Genomic DNA, 22,207 nt, shown 5'->3' on the forward strand with positions numbered 1-22,207 from the left:
CCTCATGACTCAGCGTTTCGACCGAACGACATGGCGTTCGATATCAAGCCGGTAACTGCCCCGCCCACGCCACGCGCGACGGATCTGACGTTCAAGTTCACGCAAACGGGACCGCGCCTGATCCGCATCCTCGCCCGGGGCCAGCGTGTAGCTGAGCCGCAGGAAGGATGGTGTGCGCGCAATCTGCTGGACCAACCCGTCGATGGCCTGATCCAGACCAGCGGCAGGTGCCGACGACCCCGGCGCAAAGGCCTGATGGGTCAGGTCGATCCGCACCAGCTTGCCCAGTTGCACGCCAAAGTTCAGGCGCGCCATCTTACCGGCGGTGACGCGGATGTTGCGCGGGTTTTCAGTGGTCACACGGTATCCCGACGGCAGGCTGCGCGGATCGAGCTTGAGCTGGAAGTTCGACCCGATGTCACGCGGCAACGCCGCACAGGGCACGCTGAACCGGCCATGTTCATCGGTGGTGATGATCGTCCCGTCAGGCGTGACCAGACGCACTGCGGGCATGCCCGGCTCGCGCGTGTCAGGCCGGACGGGCTGCGGTGACAGCTTGCCCTTGCCCTCGGTCAGGACATCGTCGCGCAGGATCGGCTCCGGCAGGCTGCCCGGTCCGTCCTGATATCCGTTGCCATTGCGGTCATGGAACACCTTGCCGATGACATCCGAGCAGTCGAAGACATGTTCCGGTTCGACCGACACGCTGGCCTGCGCCACGTTCGACAGGATGCGCCCGCTGCTATGTTCCATCCAGGTGCGGTTGATCCGCTCGCCAAAGGTGCCGGTCCGCGTAACGCGCGCGGCAAATGTCAACACATCGGTTTCGCCCGCATCCAGATCGGTCAACCAGACAAGCCGCCCGCCGGAGGTCGACACCGGCTCCTGCGCCACGCCGTTCACCGACCCGCTGCCCGGAGTGTAGACCATGCCTTCGGGCAGACGGTCGATCACCCGCGCATCGCTGTAGTCGTTCAGCGTGTCATTGCGGAAGCTCAGCGTGTAATTCACCGTCTCGCCAAAGACTGCCGTGCGCCGGTCCGCGATCTTGCGGGCCGTGACATCGTTGATCTCCGCGCAGTTCTGATAGGGGATGTTGACGTTGATCAGATACGGGTCGCCCGCCTCGATCACGAAGGTCCGCGAGTAAGGGTTCGCCGCCGCGCTGAAGTCTGCAAGCACGCCCGAGCTGCCCCGTTCCGACGCGCCCAGCACGCCGGGGTTCGCAGGCAGGAGCGACGTCAGATCCAGCGGCCCACCGGGCAGGCGGCTGGTCGAGGGCACACCCGCACTGGGATCGGTAAAGCTGATCGAATAGCTCCCCGCAGCCGTGACGTAGAACTGGAAATAGCCCGACGCGCCATCTTGGACCACCGTGATAGGGCCGGCGGAGCCGACGCCCGTCTGGCTAAAGCCGCCCCCGCTGACGGTCACTTGCCCGCCGGTCAGGATGCGCCCGTCCTCCTCGCAATACAGATAGCCGGTGGGGTCGTAATCCTCGTTGTCGGGGATGCCGTCACCGTCACGGTCGCCGGTTTCCAGATCATCGGGAATGCCATCGCCATCACTGTCGACCACAATAACCCGCGACTGGGCCGTGACCGGCACAGGCAACTGATCCGACGTGACAGAGGCTGTGTTGACGCCGGGCTGGCCGGAGGCCGTGGAATAGACAAGCGTCACGGTCACTGTGCCTGTGGCCTCTGGTGCCAGTTGCGCGTCACCTGCGATCAGCTCGATCACATCGCGGCCATTGAATTCCGCGTTGGCCACCGCATCCGTGCCAAAGCCCGCGACAGTGACCTCAACCGGGTAGACATCATCCAGCAGCACCGCCGGCGCGACGAAGGCCAGCAGATCGTCGGTGATCTGCACGCCGGTCTGCGTGACGTTGCCGGTGTTGGTGGCCGTCATGGTAAAGGTCACACGCTCCACCGTCGGGAACAGGATTTCCGGTCGGTTGGCCGTCTTGGTCAGCGCGAAGCCCGGCAAGGGCGTCGTCGCACCAACGGTCGGATCATCCAGACCGGTGCCGTCGTCATCGGATACATCCGACAAGGTCCCGCCCTGCGGCGTTCGCACCGACGCCGTCGCAGAGTTCAGCACCCCGCCCGCATCCATATCCGCCAGCGTCAGCGTGCCGACCGCGCGGTAGATGGCCGTCTCGCCCGGACGCAGCGTGCCCGCAGGCGACGGCGGCGTGCCATCGCTTTGCACAAAACTGGGGGTCAGGCTGCGCGCCGTGTCACCGGCCAGATCGGTCATCTCGTCGGTGACGGAAACCTCGGTCAGCGTGACGTTACCGGTGTTCATGACAGCGATGTCAAAGCTCACCTCTTCGCCAGCGGCCGCACCGATCTCGACCAGCGTCTTGATCACCTCCAAAGCGGGCGCAGGCGTGATGCCGAAAACGCTCGGGTCGTCGGTGGTGTTGCCATCGCCAAAGTCATCGTCCGCCGACAGGTCATTCACGCCAGAACCATCCGCCGCCTCGGCTGTGGCCTGCGCCGACAGCCGCAGACCGCCTGCGTCGACATCATCCTGTGTCAGAACGTAGATGACCTGCCAAACCGCGTCCTCGCCCGGGGAAAGCTCATCCGGCAGGCTGACGGGCACAAGCTGCGCCTCGACCACCGTGCCATCGGCGCGGGTCAGGGTTTCTGTCACCCCGATATCGGACAGATCAAGGTTACCGGTGTTGGTCACCGTGATTTCGAAGATCACCGTATCACCGGGGGCTGCCCCGGCCTGTACAAGGCTGGTGATGACCGTCAGTTCCGGTTCAGTGACGGGCGTAAAGATCGTGGGATCGTCGCTGGTGTTGCCATCGGTGTCGACACCATCGTCCGACACGTCCGAGGCGCGCAACCCGTCCGGCCCGTCAGCGGTGACGGTGACCTGATTGCTCAGCCCGCCGTTGTTCAGGTCCGTCTGGCTCAGCGTGCGCTCGGCGGTGTAGATCCATGTTTCGCCCACGTCCAAAGCACCATTGCCGTCGTCGCCCGACGCCAGCGCAAAGGGCGCATCCAGAACCACAGGCTGGCCTGCGGCATCGGACATCACATCGGTGATATCCACGCCGGTCAGGGTCACATTGCCGGTGTTTTCCACCGACAGGCGGTAGCGCACGGGCGATCCCGCCTGCGAAATGGTGCCGGGCAGCAGAACCTTGGTCGCCTGCAGCGCGGCCACGCGCGCAGGGCCGTTCGTGGTGATGCTGTCCGTGTCGGACACCGGCGCGCCATTGGCAGCGGTTCCCGTCACACTGGCGGTGTTGTCCTGCGCGCCTGCGTCCACCATCTCCTGCGTCACAACGGTCGTCAGGCTACAACTGCGGTCCGTGGCACCGGGCGCAAGACTGCTGATGGTGCAGGCAAAGCCCGGATCCAGCGGATCAGTGACCGTCAGGTTGGACAAGGTGACGGTACCGGTGTTTTCCACCGCAAACAGGTAAGTCAGCGAGGTGCCCACCGCACCAAAGGGCGAAGGCGTGGCGGTCTTGGTCAGCGCAACACCCGTCTGTGCCGCAGGCAGCGCCACGGGAAGTGCTGCATCATCGCTCACCCCTGCGCCTTGCGGCGTCACGGCGCGGGCCGTCGCGGTGTTGACCAGCGAGCCGCGGTCCAGATCCGCCTGCGTCACGGTGTAGTCGCCCTCGCAGACAAGCTGTTCGCCGGGGGCGAGGCTGCCTGTCGTACATTGGAACCCTGCGATCAAAGGATCGCGCACCACCACATTGTCCAGCGTCTGGTTGCCCGTGTTCACAGCCGTCAGGGTAAAGATCAGCTCATGGCCCAGACCGATGACGGGCAGCGGTGCCGCCGTCTTGGATAGGGTCAGTTGCGGCCCGAGAGATCCATCCACCCGCTCCAGATCAGGCGCCGACAGCACGGTGGTGTCTTCTGCCCCGAATGTGGTCTGGGCGTAGGCCTCGTTCTGGATGTAGCCGCGATCAAGATCCTCTTGCGTGACTACAACCTGCGTTTCGCAGGTCACGATCTCGCCCGCTGTCAGGTCAGGATCGTCCGCAGTTGGGGCAAAGCAGCTTACGGGGCCGGTCAGCGTATCATTCACAATGACCTCGCGGGCAAAAGCACGCGTGCCGGAGTTCTCCACCACAAAGGTGAAGGGAATGAGCTGTCCAACAGCGTCGAAGGCGCTGACACCGGCGACCTTGTTCACGGACAATGCAGGGATCCCCTCGTTCGGGATCAGCGCATCGTCAAGCTCGGAGACGGTGGTGCCATCGGTGGCAAACGCCACGTTGGTCACACTGCCCAGATCAACATCCGTGGCCGTGACGGTGTAGGTGCCGGTGCAGCCATATGTCGCACCGGGGGCCAAGCCGTCCTGCGGGAAGGCGTCACAGGTCAGTTGGTCCTGCGGGATCAAGGTATCGACGACCTCGATCGGGTCAGTGATGGTCACGTTGCCGGTGTTCGTGGTGACAAAGCGGTACTCAGCCACGGCGCCGGTGACGAACGCCTCCGCCGGCATGTCGGGTGCGATCTTCTCCAGCGCCACTTGCGGGTTTTGCACCGCGCCGATTGTGATCGCCGACGGATCGCTGGTCTGCCCGTCCATGGCGGCTGTTGCGATGTTTGTGATCCCGCCCGCATCGATATCCGCCTGCGTTACCGCCAGAACAGCGGTACAAGTCACATCCGCACCGGGGGCAAGCCCCGCGGGTGGCACGGCCTCGCAGACGGGCGTCACCCCCGCCGCCGTCAGGAGCGGGTCGTCGATGGTCACGGGACCGGACAAAGTGACGTTGCCGGTGTTTGTTACCGTGAAGTCATAGGGGATCTGCACCCCGACCGTATCAAAGCTGGCCGGCGCATCCGCGCCCAGATCCTTGAGCAGGCTGATCGACGGGGTTGCAGGGATGACCTGCACCGCCGGAGTATCAAGCGCAGCCGTCAGCGCACCGCCCACCGGCGGGGTGGCAATGGCGCGCACCGTGTTCGACAGCCCGCCCGCATCCACATCCGCCTGCGTGATCGCATGGCTTACCTGATAGGTCGCGACCTCGCCGGGCAGTAGAACACCCAGACCGGATCCCTGATCAGCGCCCACAAACACCGCAACCGGCGCGGGGCTGATGGGGGTGCCATCCAGACGGGTCAGGACCTCATCCGTGATGCCCACGTCGCGCAGGGTGACGTTGCCGTCATTTGCGATGGTGATGTCAAAGACAAGCGTCTCCCCCACGGCCGTGGCAGTGGTGCTGACAACCTTGGCCACGTCCAGCGCCGGTTGCGACGGAACCGACACCACGGCGGGCTCGTTGCCCCGACCAGCGCGAAGGTCGCCGTCGCCGGACAGATCCTGAACCAGACTGTCATCAGGCGACAGCGCGCGGGCCACCACATTGTTGGAAATGCCGCCCGCATCGATATCCGCCTGTGTGAGCGTATAGCTCGCACGGTAGGTCCAGCGTTCGCCCACAGACATCTCGCCCGGTGTGTCCGTATCGCCGCCGACGAAGACCGGCGGATCCAGCGTCAGAGCCGTGCCATCATTGCGGCGCAGCACCTCGACCAGCGTGACCGTGTCCAACGTCTGGTTGCCGGTGTTGGTCACTGTGATGTCAAAGCCAGCGACCTCGCCCGCGACGGCAGGAGAGGACAGCGCACTGTCGTCAAGCGACTTCAGCGCCGTCAATCTTGGGGCGGCCTGTTCGACCGTCACCGCCAGCGTGTCACTGTTGGTGATCGGCGTGCCCTCAGGGTCAGTGGCCTGCACAGAGGCCGTGTTGGTCAGCACCACCTGTGCGTCGATATCCGCCTGCGTCACCGTGTAGCGCGCGGTGAAACGCACAGCATCACCCGGGCGCAGCACGTCCCAAACACCATCCGCCGCGCCATCGCTGCTGTCATTCGCAGGGGCGGCATCCGTCAGCAGCGCGTCGCCTGCCACAGTCAGCGCCACGGTTCCCCCTGCCGCGCTGTGCTGGTCGGTCACTGTGACATCGCGCAACGTCTGGTTGCCCGCGTTGCGCACCGCGTAGGTGTAAGTCACCTCTGTGCCCACTGCGACGTCGCCTGTTTCTGATGCGGTCTTTTCGATGGTCAAGGCGGGGGCCGCCGTCACCGGAAGCGTCAGACTCGCGGTCTCATCCCCCGGTGCGGCAGGCAGAACCGCCTGATCGGAGAACGCCCGCGCGACATTCGTCAGCGATCCGGAATCCACGTCATACTGCGTGACTGTGTACAGCGCTTCGCAAGTCAGTGTCTCTTGTGGGGCCAGCCCGCCCAACGGCAGGGCGGGACAGGACACATCCGCGATCTTGTCATCTGTGACCGAAATCGGATCGACCAAGGTCACATTGCCTGTGTTGGTCACAACATAGCTATAGCGGACCTGTTCACCCGCCGTGGCAATGGCCGCAACATCTGCAGATTTGGCCAGGGCCACTTGCGGCGCCGCATCGGGGCCGCGTACGGTCACAGACCCTTCGGCTTCGACGGCCGCCCCGTCAGGTGTCGCGCTTGTGCCAAGTGCCGTGGCCGTGTTCAGCACAGAGCCAAAGCCATCACCGGCCACACCGTCGATATCGGCCTGCGTCACAGTATAGCTGACAACGCACAGCGACTGCGTCTGCCCGGGCGCAAGCGTGCCCACATCGCAGGTCGCCGGAACCACCGGCAGATCATCGGCGATGGTGATATCCTCGACCGTGACGTTGCCGCTGTTGGTGACCTCGATCAGGAAATCGACCGTATCCCCGACGTTGACAAAAGCAGGCTGCGCGCCGACCGGAGCGGGAGTGACCGATTTCACAACGCTCAATTCCGGGGCGGGGGTCGCCAGCGGTACAACGGCGCTGTCGCTATCTGTGATGTCTTCGCCCAAAGGATCGAACCCGCGCACATCGGCGGTGTTCGTCAGAGTCTGCGCATCCAGATCCGCCTGCGTCACCACGTAGGTGCCGGTACAGAGCAGCGCAGCACCGGGGGCCAGCGACACATTCGCCGCAGCCGGAACCGCATCGACAGTACATGTCAGATCCGGCAGCAGCGGGTCAGAAATCACCACCCCTGCAATCGTCTGGTTGCCGGTGTTCTCTGCGCTCAGCGTAAAGGTCACCACATCCCCGACGGCGGCATTCGCCGGCGCATCGGTCAACGTCTTGGTCAGGGTCAAAGCCGGTGCGGGGTCCGCGTCGACCGTCTTGGTCGCCGGGTTGGACAACACGGCGCGTTCATTAACCGTACCGGGGGCAAAGACCGTGTCGGCAAAGGCCTCGTTGGTGATAAAGCCCGCATCCAGATCCGCTTGGGTGACTTCGTAGATCGCCTCGCAGGTGTGGCTTTGGCCGACGCTAAAGACACCGTCGCTGGCGGGGCGGCACAGGAATGGCGCGTCCAGACGGTTGTCCGTGATCGAGATATCCTGATCAAAGGCCACGTTGGAATTGTTCGTAACGGTGTAGCTGTAGGTGATCAGATCGCCCGCCGTGGCAAAGGTCACATCGCCGGGATTGCTGTCCTTGGCCAATGTCAGCGCAGGCTGAGCATCGACCGGATAGATCGCCGTATCCGCAGGCGACACAACCGCTGCGCCACCAAACACCCCATTCGCACGGGCCGAGTTGTTCACCGCGCCCAGTGAGATATCGCTGGCGATGATTGTGTATGTCGCGGAACATTCCAACTGCCCGCCGGGGGCAAGGTCGTCATTGGCGGCAGGCTCACAGGTAACCGTGTCGATCAGCGGATCGTCTACAGTGATCGGGCCGGTGATTGTCACATTGCCCGGGTTGGTGATCGTGAACCCGTAGGCGAGAACAGAGCCCACATCAAAGGTGTCCGGCGTGGCCGACAGCAAATCCTTGACGATGGCAAGCTGCGGATTCTGGATCGCTGTGACGGTGACGCTGTCCTCATCCGACTGGACAGGCGCGCCATCATAGAGCGTATTGCCCGTGGCCGTGTTGGTCACCTCGCCGTCGTCCAGATCGTCCTGCGTTACGCTGTAGCTGTGCGCACAGCTGACCGAGGCACCGGGCGCAAGCGGGCCTGTATCGCAGGCCAAACCATTGCCGATGCGGTCGTCATTGACGGTAAAGGGACCAGCCAAGGTCACATTGCCGCTGTTGGTCACCGTAAAGTCATAGGTGATCTGATCGCCCACGGCGGCAAAGGTTCCGGCGGATGTGGCCGCCAAGGTTTTGGCGATATCCAGCGCCGGGTTCTGGTCCGCGGCGACGGTGACCGTGTTGGTCGTGGCGGTGGCGGTCGCCTCGCTCGGGGCGCCGGGGGCCACGGGAACCAAAGGCTGCGTCACACTGGCGCTGGCGGTATTGACCACCTCGCCGTCGTCAAGATCCTGCTGCGTCACCGCATAGCGTCCGGTACAGGTCAGCGTCTCCCCCACGGCCAGAGGCGGCGCAGGACAGTTGATCGCCGCCTGAGACTGCACCAACGGATCGGAAATCCGGATCGGGGCCGTGATGGTAATATTGCCGGTGTTGGTCACGTCAAAGCTGTATTCCAGCATCTCGCCCACTGCGCTGAACGGATCGGGACCTGCGCTGAGCGATTTGACAACAGCGACGGTGGGGACGCCCTCGATCGTGACAAGAGTCGGGTCACCTGTTCCGGTGCCATCGTCGTCAGAGACGTCCGACACCTCGCCATTTTGCGGATCGGCGGCGGTTACGGTAACTTGGTTCTGGACGCCACCGGCATCCAGATCTTCTTGGGTCAGGGCATGGGTGGCGCGGTACTCCCACGTCTCCCCGACCTCCAAGGCCCCTGCCACACCGGCGTCACCGGCACTCAGCGCAGGCGTAATGGAAAGGGGTGTCCCGTCCCGACGTTGGAAATCCTCGTCCAAAGCGACGGAATCGAGCGTCACATTGCCGGTGTTTTCCACCGTGATCACAAAGGTAACAGGATCGCCGACCTGCGCCGGGTCCTGAATTCCGCTGGTGATGGCGGTTTTCAGAACCTCGATCGTCCCTTCGGTCGGGATCGGCGTCTGGGTCGGTGCGTCGCTGGCGGGGTCCGCGCCACTGATATCCCGGACCGTCGTGCCATCCGGTCCATCCGCCTGCGCGGTGGCGGAGTTTTCGACCACGCCTGCATCGATATCCGCCTGCTGCAAGGCATAGGTGGCGGTAAAGACAACCGGCGCGGCCCCAACAGCCAAATCAGCACCATCCGCATCGCCATCCAGATCTGCGCCGCCGCTGAACAGTGCTGGCACAGGCGCAGCCCCCGCACCGGCAAAGCCGGTTTCGACCACATCCACGTCGAACAGCGTCACATTGCCCGCATTTTCGACGCTGTAGGTGTAGGTGATCATGTCACCCACGCCCGCGATACCATCTGCGCCTAGATCCAGTGCTGCGTTTTTGACCACGGTCAGGGCAGGCGCGCGTGTCAAAGCGGTATCGGTTGGCGTATCCCCGCCCGGCGTGCTGCCATCGTCAGACACGTCAGAGGTCGCCGTGCCATTCGGTCCAGTGGTCTCTGCCAGAACGGTGTTGCTTAGCCCGCCGGCATCGATGGCCTCTTGGGTGACCACCGCCTCGGCATAGTAGGACCAGGTTTCCCCCACATCCAACACACCGTCGCGGTCCAGATCTCCGCCGCTGAGGGTCGGCGCGCTGCCCAGTGTTTGTGCCTCGCCCGTGGCAGTTGTCAGCGTGTCCGTCAGCACTGGCGCGGCCAGCGTCACGGTGCCAGTGTTCTCGACCGTGATCACATAGCCGACCGTATCACCGGGGACCGGCGGGGACGACAGGCTTGCGGTCGCGGTTTTGATCACCTCGATTCCGGGCTGTTCGACAAATGTCGTCACCGTCGGTGTATCGTCAGCCGTGCCCGAACCGCTGGCATCCGACACGGAGCCGCCCAGCGGATCTGTCGCCTGTGCCGTGGCCTGATTGGTCAGAACCCCTGCGTCCACATCGTCTTGGGTCAGCGTGTAGCGCGCGGTGAAGGTGATGGTGCCGCCAACGGGCACATCCAACACAGTGTTGCCATCCAGATCCGACCCGCCAGAGGCATAGACTGGCGCAGGTGTCGAGCCCGTGCCGCTAAAGCTGGTTTCTGACAGGTCTGCATCGAACAGCGTGACGTTGCCAGTGCTTGTGATCACATAGGTGTAATCGACAGTATCCCCTGCATCGACACGGCCATCCCCCCCGTCATTCACGGCAGAGGTTTTTACCACCGCCAGCGCGGGGGCCTGCGGAATGGTTACAGAGACCGGCACATCCAGCGCGTCGCTGGCTTGTGTGCCCTGCGGGTCGCGGGCTGTGGCTGAAACGGTGTTGGTCAACCCACCGGCATCGAGCGCCTGCTGATCGACGTCGAAGGCGGCGCTGTAAACCCAGACCTCGCCCACGTCAAAAGTCCCGTTGCCATCATCGCCAGAGCTCAGAACCGGTAGGGCGGTCAGCGTCAAAGGCGCATCATTGGCGTCACGCAACAGGTCGGTCAGATCCGGCGCGGACAGGGTCACGTTGCCTGTGTTTTCCACAGTGATGGTAAATGCAATCGTCTGCCCCAATGCGACGGGATCGTCCAAGGCACTGTCATCGGCGGATTTTGTGACGACCAATGCTGGCGCAAGGCCAATCGGCGTAGTGGTCGGCGTGTCGTCGGCGTTTGTCGCTCCGGACAGGTCGCTGACCGGCGCACCTTCGGGATCGGCCGCGGTGCCCGTGGCTTGGTTCTCCACCTGCCCCGCATCAATATCGTCCTGTGTCAGCGCGTATGCGGCGGTGAAAGTGATCGTCCCACCAACCGGCACATCCAGAGTGCTGTCGCCGTCCAGATCAACACCACCCGACAGGTAGGCCGGGACCGGCGTGGCCCCTGCCCCACCGAAACCGGTTTCGACGACAGCCGCGTCGAACAATGTCGCGTTGCCGGTGTTTGTGATCACGTAGGTGTAGCTAATGATATCGCCCACATCGGCGCGCCCATCGCCACCGTCATCAAAGCTGGAGGTTTTGACCAGCGCCAAGGCAGGCGCCCGATCAATGGGCACCGCCACCGGCGCGGGCAACGTGCCACTGACCTGCGTGCCTTGGGGGTCGTCGGCGGTCGCGGACACCGTGTTTTCCACGCCGCCCGCATCCAGCGCCTGCTGATCCACGGCAAAAGCGGCGCTGTAGCTCCAGACCTCGCCCACGTCGAACAGACCGTTGCCATCGTCGCCTGAGGTGTAACCGGGCAGGCGGGTCAGCGATAGCGCGGCCCCATTGGCATCTGTCAGTGTATCGGTCAACTCCGGCGCGGACAGCGTGACGTTGCCGGTGTTTTCCGCTGTGATCACAAATGTGATCTCCTCCCCCAAGGAGACCGGCGTTCCCAGTCCCGTGTCATCCGCCACCTTCGTCAAGGCGATGGCCGGTGCTTTGGTGATCGGTCGCACGATTTCGGTGTCGGTGGCGCTGGCCGGACCGCTGGTGCCCGGCCCCGTGGCCGTGACCGTCGCGGTATTGGTAATGTCGCTCTGTGCATCCAGATCCGCCTGAGTGACCTGATAGCTTGCGGTGAAGGTCACGCTGTCGCCGGGCGCGAGGCTGTCCCAAACCCCGTCCGATGCAGTTCCATCGGTGGACGTGCCCGTTTCGTTTACGTCGGCCAGCAACGTCTCTGACCCGATGGTCAATGCGGCGGTGCCGCTGGCAGAGCTGTGCTGGTCGGTCAAAATCACCGTGCCCAGCGTCACATTGCCAGTGTTTTCAACAGTATAGGTGTAGGTGACGGTTTGCCCGGCCTCCAGACCGCTTGTGACATCTGCCTGCTTAGCGACGGTGACCGCCGGTTGCTGGACCGCAGGAATGGACAGCGTGGCTGTGACGGGATCGGTGACTTCGCCACTGGTCGCGGTGGCCGTGTTCACCATGGCACCGCTGTCGAGGTCGGACTGTTCGACGCGGTCGGTCGCTGTACAGCTGTAAAATTCCGAGGGCGCAATGCCGCCCGCAGGAATCCCCGCACAAGTAAACGTGCCAATCCGGTCATCTGTGATCTCGGGTGCTTCGAACAGGGTCACATTGCCGGTGTTTGCGATGGTAAAGCGATAGGTGACCAGTGCATCCCAAGTGTCGATTTCCGTGGTCTCGGACTCTTTGACCAAGGCAAAGGCAGGCGCCCGATCCGGCCCCTGTACGAATACCGTCCCCTCCCCTTCGGCGGTGGGCAGGTCCGTGTTCAACGGCGTCGACACTGCGGAGGCCGTGTTGGTAAAGCCAGCATAAACCGTTGATCCGTCACTGCTTGCGGCATCAATATCCGCCTGCGTCACGGTGTAGACAAATTCGCAACTGTCGTCGCTTTCACCGGGGTCCAGCGTGCCGATGGTGCAGCTGACCGGGCTGACGGGCAGGCTGTCGGTGATGGTTGTGCTCGCTTGCGTGACGTTGCCGGTGTTGGTCACCGTGATCCGGAAGACCAGCGGCTGGCCCGGATCGGTGAAGGCCGGTTGCCCTGCCGCAGGGGCGGGGATGATCTCCTTGACCACATTGATCGACGACAATGGCGCGACCAATGGCTGATCATGCGTGTCGGAACCGGCAATCGTGTTGCCCTGCGGATCGGTGGAGGTCGCATCCGCGCGGTTGGTCAGCGTCTGAGCATCGATATCCGCCTGCGTCACGGTATAGACACCGCGACACAGCAGGGCATCGCCCGGCAACAGCACCACATTGGCAGGCGCTGGCATCCCGCCGACGGTGCATGTCAGCTCGGGGATCAGCGGATCGGACAAGGCGACGCCGCGCAGCGTGGTGTTGCCGTCGTTTGTGGCGGTGATCTGGTAGGTCAGCGCATCGCCCACGCGCGCCACACCGTCCGTCAGCGGCGTGGTCATGGATTTCGCGACGGTCAGAAGGTCCGTCTGGGCCGCAGTGATCGTGGCCGCCACACCGGGAGAGCGCACATCCGTCGCAGGCCCGTCCGGCGCGTAGACGGTATTGGCCGTGGCATTGTTGGTCAGCGTCCCCGCATCCAGATCGTCCTGCGTGATGCTGTAGGGGAAATCACAGACATGGGTCGTGTTCGGGTCAAAAACCGGAATGGCTCCGCCAGACGCGGGGCGGCAGTCCAGCGTGCCCATAACGTCGTCTTCTATCGTGATGGCGCCCGTCAGGCCCACATTGCCGGAGTTTTCGACCGTGAACCGATAGGTCACGACCTGACCCACCGCAGAGTAAGGCAGGTTTGCGGGCAGCGCTTCCTTGGTCAGGGTCAGGGCGGGCTCTGCATCAACGGGATAGATCGCCTCGTCACTGGGGGACTGCACGCTTGCGCCGTCAAAGACGCCCGTGGCGTAGACCACGTTTGTGGAGGACCCGAGATCAAGGTCGTTTTGCGTCACGATATGAGTGGCTGAACAGGTCAGCGTGTCATTCGGGGCCAAGGCGCCACCGGGCACAGCGGGGCAGACCGGCGCCGTCAGGTTGTCGACCAGATTGATCGGCGCATCAATCGTCACGGTGCCGTCGTTGGTGACCACGATGGTGTAGCTGAGCTCGTCTCCGACAGTGAAGAAGCCGGGGTTGTCCGTCCCGTCGAAGGTCTTGACCACGGCCAGCGACGGATCCTGCACCGCGTTAATGGTGACGCTGGCCACGGCGCTTTGCACCGCAGCGCCATCAAAGACGGTGTTTGCGGTGGCAAGGTTGGTGACCTCGCCCGCATCCAGATCATCCTGCGTCGCCGTCCAGACCTGTTGGCAGGTGATCTGGCCGCCCGGGGCGACCGGATCGGTGCCACAGCTCAGCGTGCCGGGGATCTTGTCATCCACGACCGTAATCTCGTCCGTGGTTGTGACGTTGCCGATGTTTGTAACCACATATTCAAAGGTCACGGTATCGCCCACGGCATCAAAACTGGACGCGCTGCCCGTGGCCACTCGTTTCGCAATCCGCAGGGCAGGCTGTTGGTCGGCAGTGACGGTTTCGGTATCCTCGTTCGATTCAACGGTCACGTTGACCGGATCACCGGGATTGCGGGGAATAACCGCTTGCGTCACCTCGGCCGAGGCGGTGTTGGCCACAAACCCGCGATCCAGATCGGTCTGCGTGACCTCGTAGCTGCCGGTACAGGTATAGGTGCCGCCCGGCGCAATGCCACCCAGCGGCAGCAGCGGGCAATCCACATCCGCAATCAGCGCATCGTTGACTGTGATGTCAGAGGTCAGGGTGATATTGCCGGTATTCGTCACGACAAAGTCATAGGTCAGGATCTGGCCGACGCTTTCCAGCGTGCCCGCAAATGTGCTGACCTTGTCCATCGAGATCGCAGGAACCTGCGCCGGACCTTCAAGCGTTTCCGTATCCGTTGCCTCGACCGGCGTGCCCAGTACATCGGACTGGCCAGTCACAGTGACGGTGTTCGAGAAGCTGCCCGCGTCCACATCGCCCTGATCAAAGGTTTTGGTGACGCTCAGGGGCGTGACGCCATCAGCGCAGAACTCCGTGCTGGCACCCGGCGCGAGATCAGGCAATGCGCAGGACAAGACAGGGTCCGGATCGCTGAGCGACAGGCCGCTCAGCGTCACATTGCCGGTGTTGGTCACTGTGAAGGTGAAGGTCTCGGTGTCCCCTGCCCCGCTATAGGCGCCATCGGTGGATTGCTTGTCGACCGACAGCGCGGCCATTTCAGCCGGACCTGCGATGACGACCGTGTCGCTTTGCGCGGGGGGCGCCGTCACTCCGGCGGGGGTCTCAACCGATGCGCTGGCGCTGTTGGTGATCTCGCCCGCATCAATATCCGCTTGGGCGACCGTATAGCTGGCGGTGCAGGAGGTGTCGCTGACACCCGGAGCGAGGCTTGGTATGGTACAGGTGACGGGCGTGGCAAAGAAGGGATCGTTGATCGCCACATTTGTCAGGGTCACATTGCCGGTGTTGGTGACGGCAAAGGTGAAATCAACCACTTCTCCGACTGAAGAGAACGTTGCATCCCCTTGTTTGTCAAAGACAAAGGATGCCGTGCGGGCAGGCCCTGTGACCGTTGCCTGCGCCGTCACAGCAGCCACATCCGGCGATTGGGCGGAGGCAGTGTTCACCACCTCGCCCGCATCCACATCCGCTTGGGTGATGATATGGGTATAGGTGCAGGTCACATCCTGCGCGCCGGGCGCAAGCGTCGGGATCAGACAGCTGTAGGACGGGTCGAGCGTGTCGGTCACAACCACATTGCGCAGCGTCTGGGTGCCCGTATTTTCCACCGTAAAGGTATACAGGACCGGCTCGCCTACGGCGAGAAAAGCGCCCCGATCCGGCGTCTTGGCAAAGCTCAGCGATTGCGTGGCCGCCAAGGGATCAATGGTGGCGGTGTTGCTGCTGGTCTGGGTCAACTGCGGCCCGCGCGCCGGAACCGCCACGGCCGTGGCCGTGTTGACGATGGTTTCCGCGTCCACATCTGCTTGCGTCACGGTATAGCTCGCACTGGGGCAGCTTGCCGTGGCACCCGGAGCAATGCTGCTCAGGACACAAGACATCGCGGGGATCAACGGATCGCTGACGGTCACCTCGGCCAATGTCACATTGCCCGTGTTGGTCACCGAAAACGCGTAAGACAGCGTCTGGCCAAGCGCGTCATAGCTTGCCGGTCCTGTCTTGGCGAAGCTCATGGCAGGGCTGGCCGTGGCAGGCACACGCGCTGTGCTGGCGTTCGACTGGATCGTGACGGTCTGGCCGCCGCTGGTGAAGGGGAAGGACGCTGTGGCCGTATTGTCCACCTGCCCCGCGTCCAGTTCGGTCTGCGTTACGCCACTGCGCAGGCCGCTGCACGCAAAGCTGTCACCGGGGTTCAGCACCGCTGGCTGCGCAGAGCAATCCGCAAGCCCCGTCAGACCCGCATCCGCAATCGTCACAGGCTGAACGGGCAACAGGATCTGCGTGTCGCCGGTGTTCTCGATCGTGAAGACATAGCTGATGCTGTCGGTGGTGGCGCTGACGCTGGCTGTGGTGGCCGTTTTGGTCAGCGTGATCTCGGGCGTCAGCTCCGGCGCGATCTGCGCGCTGTCCTGCGGGGAAACCACGCCGCCCGCGCTGGCGCTGGCCTTGTTCACAACGCGCCCCGCAAGTATATCGTCCGAGGCCAGGACATAGGGCGCGGTACATTGCACCGACGCGCCAACATTCAACGGCAGCGGCGCGCAGGAGAAGCTGCCGATCTTGTCATCGGTGACCGTGATCTCCGCCACGCCGGTCAGTGCCTGTGTCAGCGTTACATTGCCCGTGTTGGTCACGTCGAACGTGTAGGTGACAGTTTGCCCGACAGTGAACTGGTCTGCGGGCAACACAGGCGCGGTTTTCTGCAAGGCCAAGGCCGGAGCCTGCACCGCGTCCACCGTGACGGTATCGCTGGCGCTGGTGACCGGCTCTGCGGCGTCACCCGATGCGGTCGCGCTGGCGGAGGCGATATTTGTCACCGACCCCGCGTCCAGATCCGCTTGCGTCACGCTGTAGCTGTCCGAGGTGCAGGTCACCTGTGCCCCCGGCGCGATGTCCGTGGCGGCACAGGTCACTGCGACCTTGTCGTCGGTCACAGTGGGCGCGGTCAGCGTCACGTTGCCCGTGTTTGTCAGCACGTAATCATAGCTCAGCACGTCACCGACGGCATCGAATGACGTGTCCGAGGATGCGGACAGACGCTTGTCCAGCGTCAGCTCCGTGCGGCGCACCGCCGTGACACTTGCGTCGTCACTGTCGGACGCGGTCAGCGCCCCGACCGTCGCATCAACCGTCGCCGTGTTCAGCACCTCCCCCGCGTCGAGATCCGCCTGGACCACCGTATAGGTCGCCGTACAGGTCACCGAGGCGCCGGGCGCCACCGGACCCGCAGGACAGGTCGCGCCCCCCGTCAGGGCATCCTCAATCACAGGCTCGGGCAGCGACACCGTGCCCGTGTTGGCCAGGACGAACTGATACTGCAGCACGTCACCAACCGCATCAAAGCTGGCGGTCAGCGCGGTTTTGGTCAGCGTCAGGTCCAGAACAGGCGTCTGACCCGGAACGCTCGCGCTGCCGGTCTGCGTCAACGGGCTGTTATCTGGCGCGCGGGCCGTGGCTGTGGCCGTGTTATCAATCGTGTAGGACGGGTCCGCCGCCACCGCATCCACATCGGCCTGCGTCACGGTGTATTCACCGGTACAGGTGAAACTGTCGGATGGGGCCAGATCCGGGATCGTACAGGCCAGCCCCGGCAGTCGGGGATCGTCCACCTCGACCGAGGACAGCGTCACATTGCCGTCGTTGCGCACCTCAAAGCTGTAGACGACGGTATCACCCGCCGCACCAAAAGCCGCTGTGGTCGCGGTCTTTTCAAAGAAAAGCACGGGGTTTGCCTGCGGCCCTGTCAGTGTCACCTGATCGCTCAGCGCACCAAGCGTGCCGAAATCCGGCACCCCTTCTGCAATCGCGATGTTCGTGACAAAGCCGCGATCCACGTCCGCCTGCGTCGTGGTATAGGTCGCGGTACAAACACTGGTGTCAGGCGCCTGCGCGCCGCTGGGCTGGTCCAGAATGACGGTATCCGCACAGGTGACCGCCCCGATCTGGTCATCAAAGACCGACAGCTGGCGGATCGGAACCGAGCCGATATTCGCGATCTCATAGGTAAAGGTGACGACCTCGCCCGCGGTCGTAAAGGTTTCGGCATCTGCCGACTTTTCCAGCGTATAGCCCGGCGCAACCGTCACAATATCCTGATTGCCAAGCGACTGCCCGCGACGGAAATCCCAATAGTTGTCGCTGGGGTCATCGTCATAGACCTGTGTGATGGTCTGCCCCGTCGACAGGATATTGGCCAACAGCGCGGAATTGCTGGACGAGAACCACCCCGTGTTAAACGTGTTGTTGCCGAAACCGGTTGTGAAGCCAAAGCTTTGTGTACCATTCGTGTCCGTAATCTCGGTCGTCAGCCCGGACCAGCTGCCGACGTTAAAGCCGTTCAAAATCAGCGAGATATCGTTCTCGTCAAAACCGCCGGGCTGGGTGTCGCCGTCATAGGCGCTGAAGCGGATGTAGACCTGCGCGAGCGATCCGCCAAAGTAGTCCGCACAATCGGAAAACCCGCAATCCAACGAGATCGGATCGTTGATGGTGAACGGGTTGCCTCGGAATTCCCTTGGCGTGCCGCGATTCTGAAAGCCTACAAACGCGCCGTCCGGATCGGAAAACTGGTAATACAGGTTGCCGTTCGCACCTTGCAGAACGATCGCCACACCGCCAGCATCGGGGTATTCGTCCGGCAACACGATCGAGGTTCCGGGCACGGTCGTCGTGAAAGTGGTCGCCCCGACTGGCGTGGCCAATACGCCAAGAGACAGACCGACAACTTGCGCAGCGCGCATCAACACAGAAGACATGCTCGAACCCTCACAGATCCGGACGTTGACGCCGCCGGATTTGGTTTCAGAATTACAATGAGGGGCGTGCACACGCCATGGGCATCACATTATGCAATTCCCATGTTGCATGGCCGCAACAGGCAGATTTTATGGATTTTTTTCAAGCACTTCACAATCTTGACCAAAGGTAAATATATATCGTTTTGAATGCATTTCTTTACCATTTTTCGCGTTAATCATGTGTTTTTGCTCGCCACCCAGCACATCGCGCGGTCGCCGACAGACACTTGCTTATACAAAAGTATACTGCTGGGATTTTTCAGATGAACACGCCCCCGCCCGTCTTAAACCCGACGTTTGGCACGATCACCCAACGGCACAGGAAACCCTACTCCCCCTCGGGACATACGCTTAGGCAATCCGCTACCGAGCAGTGGACGTCACTCGCCACACGGCGACCTGAGCCCCGCTGTCTTCGAGCGAAGAGCTCCGGAAGAGAGATGAATGCTGTCCACGAAAGCCGGGCGGGTCCAATACGTTTTAAAATCAAAACCGAACGCTGGCACCCCCGGGGAGGGACTAGGCCAAATACGCGCAAGAAGCGCGCTCAAGTCGACACCGTGACAACTCTCCATAAAGCGGCTATGACCCGTTGCACGGCTCCGTGGCTCAACTGGATAGAGCAGCCCCCTCCTAAGGGGCAGGTTGCAGGTTCGAATCCTGCCGGGGTCGCCAGTGTTCCATTAAGTCAGAAACAGCATATTAGTGCGCAAACGACGGCATAAGTCTGCGCAAAGGCTGTCAAGTGGTTTGTTTGCTTGCCCCGATTTTTCGTGCGCAGGTTTTACCTATGTGATTTCAATGCTTTTTCGTAATCTGTCCGACGTCTGATAGCAGGTAGATGCCCTCGAAAACCTCGTCTCCCGCGGAGAACGGCGACAAGCCTTGGCGTTGGAACTGGCTGATGATTGTTCTGCGATGGACGCCCGCTTCTTTCGCCAGCAGCGCCGTGGTGGTGAATCGCGCGTGGAATGCTTCGATATCATCTTCCGTGAGAGACCACTGCTTGCGCTTCGTGACTGAATTTATGATCTCCGTGCCCGGACTGTTCCCGGTCGCGACCAGGCGCACCATGTACTTCGGCTCAACCAGTCCGATCTGCTTTCCGAAGACGCTGGCGCTGATCACTTTGGTTTCAGGCCGCTCGACGAGAGCGTCTGGCGGCAAAGTTTCGATCAAAGCCGCCACGTCCGTCCGATCGACCGTGATCGCATGGAAGCCGCCCCGATCTTCATACCGGAAGGCGGCCAGTCGACCATCCTGAATGGCTCCGATCAATGCGGAAAGCCGCACACCAAGGGCTCTCTTTGTCATCAGAAGCGTATCGACATTCCGTGACGCCTGTCCCTGTTGGATGCGCGCATCCAGCGTCTCACGCAGGGCAGTGGCATCCGCCCGGCGCCACCTGTTCTTGACCTTGGGCGCCTTGAGATACGGCCGCAGCACCCCCTCCTCGCACAACGCCTCGAACTCGGTCTCGGTCGCGCCGAGCTCGGTCATCATTTCGGTGCCAAGGATAAGATGTGGGATTTCCTTGAGAAGGGTCGCGAAGGTCGCCGCGTCGAAGCTACGCGGACGTGTTTGCCGGATACGGTTTCCATCAAAGGCGCCCTCGGCGGTCAGGATCTCCTGAAGGAGCCCCTTCCGCAGCCCTGTCTCCTCTGCGGCACTGGCGACGGTATGGAACCGACGCGTCTCTGTGACCCCTCCGAAAATAATGTCGCCCGGAGCGACGGGCCAAAACGTCAAAAGTTCATTGCGGATGATCTGCCGGAAATCGTCGAACTCCGCGCTGTCACGGTAGACGTCATTCAGCGTGTAGGACAGGGATTTCAACGGGGCTTTCGAGATCATCAGCCGGCCGTCGTCCATGCGCAGGAGGCGGCGGATCACGCTGCGTATCGCGTCTGGCCCTTGGCTCATAACATCGAACCCAGCGGCCTTGGCGGCCCGGTCATTGGGCGGAAGTCCCTTATGCCGGAGAATATCCTCGCCGAAGGCCAGGCACATGGTCATGGCCGCAAATGTGGTCTGGGTCTGCAGCCAAGTGTGATCAAGGTTCTGGGCCAGACGTCCATCTAGCCAGGCATCATATGCGCTGACCTCTACGCTCTCCGCCTCGGCTGCCCGTGAAGCCAAGTCTGGCGACAGGTCGCGCAGGTGTTCGCCGATGTCATCGCGCAGCACAGGATTGGCTTCCGTCCAAAGTGGCGTCAGCGCCTGCTGGTGCGTTACGCAGACGTCGACTCCACGGCACAGCCAATGTCCCTGCATGGCCAGGTTGGTGAGAGGGCGATCGGTCTCTGCCGCCTGATCTGCAAGACATCGCACGCAGCCACGCACAACGGGGTTCCTGAGCGCGCGTGAGACGTACACCTCACCCCGATACAGCATTCGAACATCGCCCACGCGCTCCCCCGTCCAGGACAGGATTTCGACCATGTCGTCGTCGGTGAGGCCTGCGAGCTGGCGCACCAGTTTTACCGTCTCCGCCTCCTGATTGACCACGCGCTTCAAACTAACGCCCATATCCATGGCGAAATTGCTTGCGTCTGTGCCGTTCGCGGCAGCGAGGCGGGCAAAGAAAGATGGAAGTGTCTCGCGGGGGAGCGGAACGACGGTAAGGGGAAGCTGAGAGACCATATCATGCCGATACAGAAGTTGGGATTGACCTTCCACATGCCCGTCACGAGGCCAGCCCGCAACCGCAGGCCGAGGGTGTCGCGAAAACCGGAGCATCCGCATCGCCGCTAGGCAGGACAGCGATCCTGCATGAAACCAGGAACTCCCTACATCAATCTTTCATAAGCCCATCAGGACAAATCCATAAGGAGGTGATACCAGCCATCGCGAAGAGCGGACGTTGCAATCCCGCGCGACGAATGACTTGTGTCAGCCCTTCCACGACATCGTGCTAAGCGCAGCATCGACACGAAGGGCGGATTGTGTTGAAGAATCCGTTCGAGATCGCCGATTTCGTGGCTCGGGTTTCTCCGGCAACGCCAAGTCGTTCGGGCCTCGGCCCGACTGACCGCCTCAAGGCGGCTATCTGGCCGGTCAACTCATGCTGCGGCCCCCTGCAACGCGCATTGAGGGCGTAGCTTCGCGAGTTTTCGGAGGTTCTGGGCGATGGCGGCGAGGAGGAATTCGTCCTTGGCGCCGTTTGGCCCGCGCAGCCGCAGCCGGGTCAGGCCGAGGATGCGTTTCAGGTGGGCGAAGAGCATCTCGACCTTCTTCCGTTTGTCGCGCGACACCTTGTAGGCCTTCGTCTTGCGGCACTCTCTGGCGAACTCGCGCGCCTCTTCATGAGGCTCGCGCGTGACGTATCGCGCATCGGCTTTCGGACAGCATATCTCCTTCGATGGACAAGCCTGGCAGGTCGCTTTCAGGCAGCGGTATTTCTTGCGCACGCCGGTATCCTGCCCTCGGTTCGGGTCGGAATAATTCCGGCGGAATTGTTTAAGCGCGTGACCCTCGGGGCAGATGTACTGGTCATTTGCCTCGTCCCACTCGAAATCAGACCGGGAGAACGTCCCGTCGTTTCTCACTGACTTGTCTATAACCGGGATGAAGGGAATGATGCTGCGCTTCTCGACTAGCCAGCCCAAGTTCTCGGCATTGCCATAGGCGGTGTCGGCAGCAAGCCAATCGGGCCTGATCCCGAACCGCTTCTCCGTCCTGTCGATCATGGTGCGAGACGCCCCGATGTTGATTGTCACTGAGAACTGACCCGGTAGCCCCATAAATTGTCACTGAGAATTGACCCATGTGAACACACTTCCCCGACGGTTTTGGTTGGGGGGATTTGGAGTGATCG

The 22,207-nt window shown here is 62.5% G+C and carries 2 protein-coding genes, 1 tRNA gene and 1 pseudogene; 1 reads left to right on the forward strand and 3 read right to left on the reverse strand.

The window, feature by feature from the left end; translation table 11 throughout:
• Positions 1-9: 9 nt before the first annotated feature.
• Positions 10-18,348, reverse strand: a complete 18,339-nt coding sequence (locus tag ACN5AZ_RS16200; RefSeq protein ID WP_419429948.1) for a DUF7507 domain-containing protein — start codon at positions 18,346-18,348, stop codon at positions 10-12.
• Positions 18,349-18,988: 640 nt separating this feature from the next.
• Between ACN5AZ_RS16200 and ACN5AZ_RS16205 the strand changes: the two genes are divergently transcribed.
• Positions 18,989-19,065: transfer RNA gene (locus ACN5AZ_RS16205), tRNA-Arg, on the forward strand.
• Between the two features lie 123 nt (positions 19,066-19,188).
• Here ACN5AZ_RS16205 and ACN5AZ_RS16210 read toward each other — a convergent pair.
• Together ACN5AZ_RS16210 and ACN5AZ_RS16215 are read right to left on the reverse strand one after the other, a co-directional pair.
• Positions 19,189-21,135 carry a TniQ family protein gene (locus tag ACN5AZ_RS16210; RefSeq protein ID WP_419429949.1) on the reverse strand — a complete coding sequence of 649 codons (1,947 nt, stop codon included), beginning with the start codon at positions 21,133-21,135 and terminating at the stop codon, positions 19,189-19,191.
• Between the two features lie 317 nt (positions 21,136-21,452).
• A pseudogene (locus ACN5AZ_RS16215) lies at positions 21,453-22,097 on the reverse strand (transposase); the annotation flags it as partial.
• Between the last annotated feature and the right edge of the window lie 110 nt (positions 22,098-22,207).

It is taken from the genome of Sagittula sp. SSi028, assembly GCF_048553715.1.
Taxonomy (GTDB): domain Bacteria; phylum Pseudomonadota; class Alphaproteobacteria; order Rhodobacterales; family Rhodobacteraceae; genus Sagittula.

Excerpts from the sequence above, each read along its gene's own strand:
- ACN5AZ_RS16200 (WP_419429948.1), bottom strand. The coding sequence starts at position 18,348 with ATGTCTTCTGTGTTGATGCGCGCTGCGCAAGTTGTCGGTCTGTCTCTT.
- ACN5AZ_RS16210 (WP_419429949.1), bottom strand. The coding sequence starts at position 21,135 with ATGCGGATGCTCCGGTTTTCGCGACACCCTCGGCCTGCGGTTGCGGGC.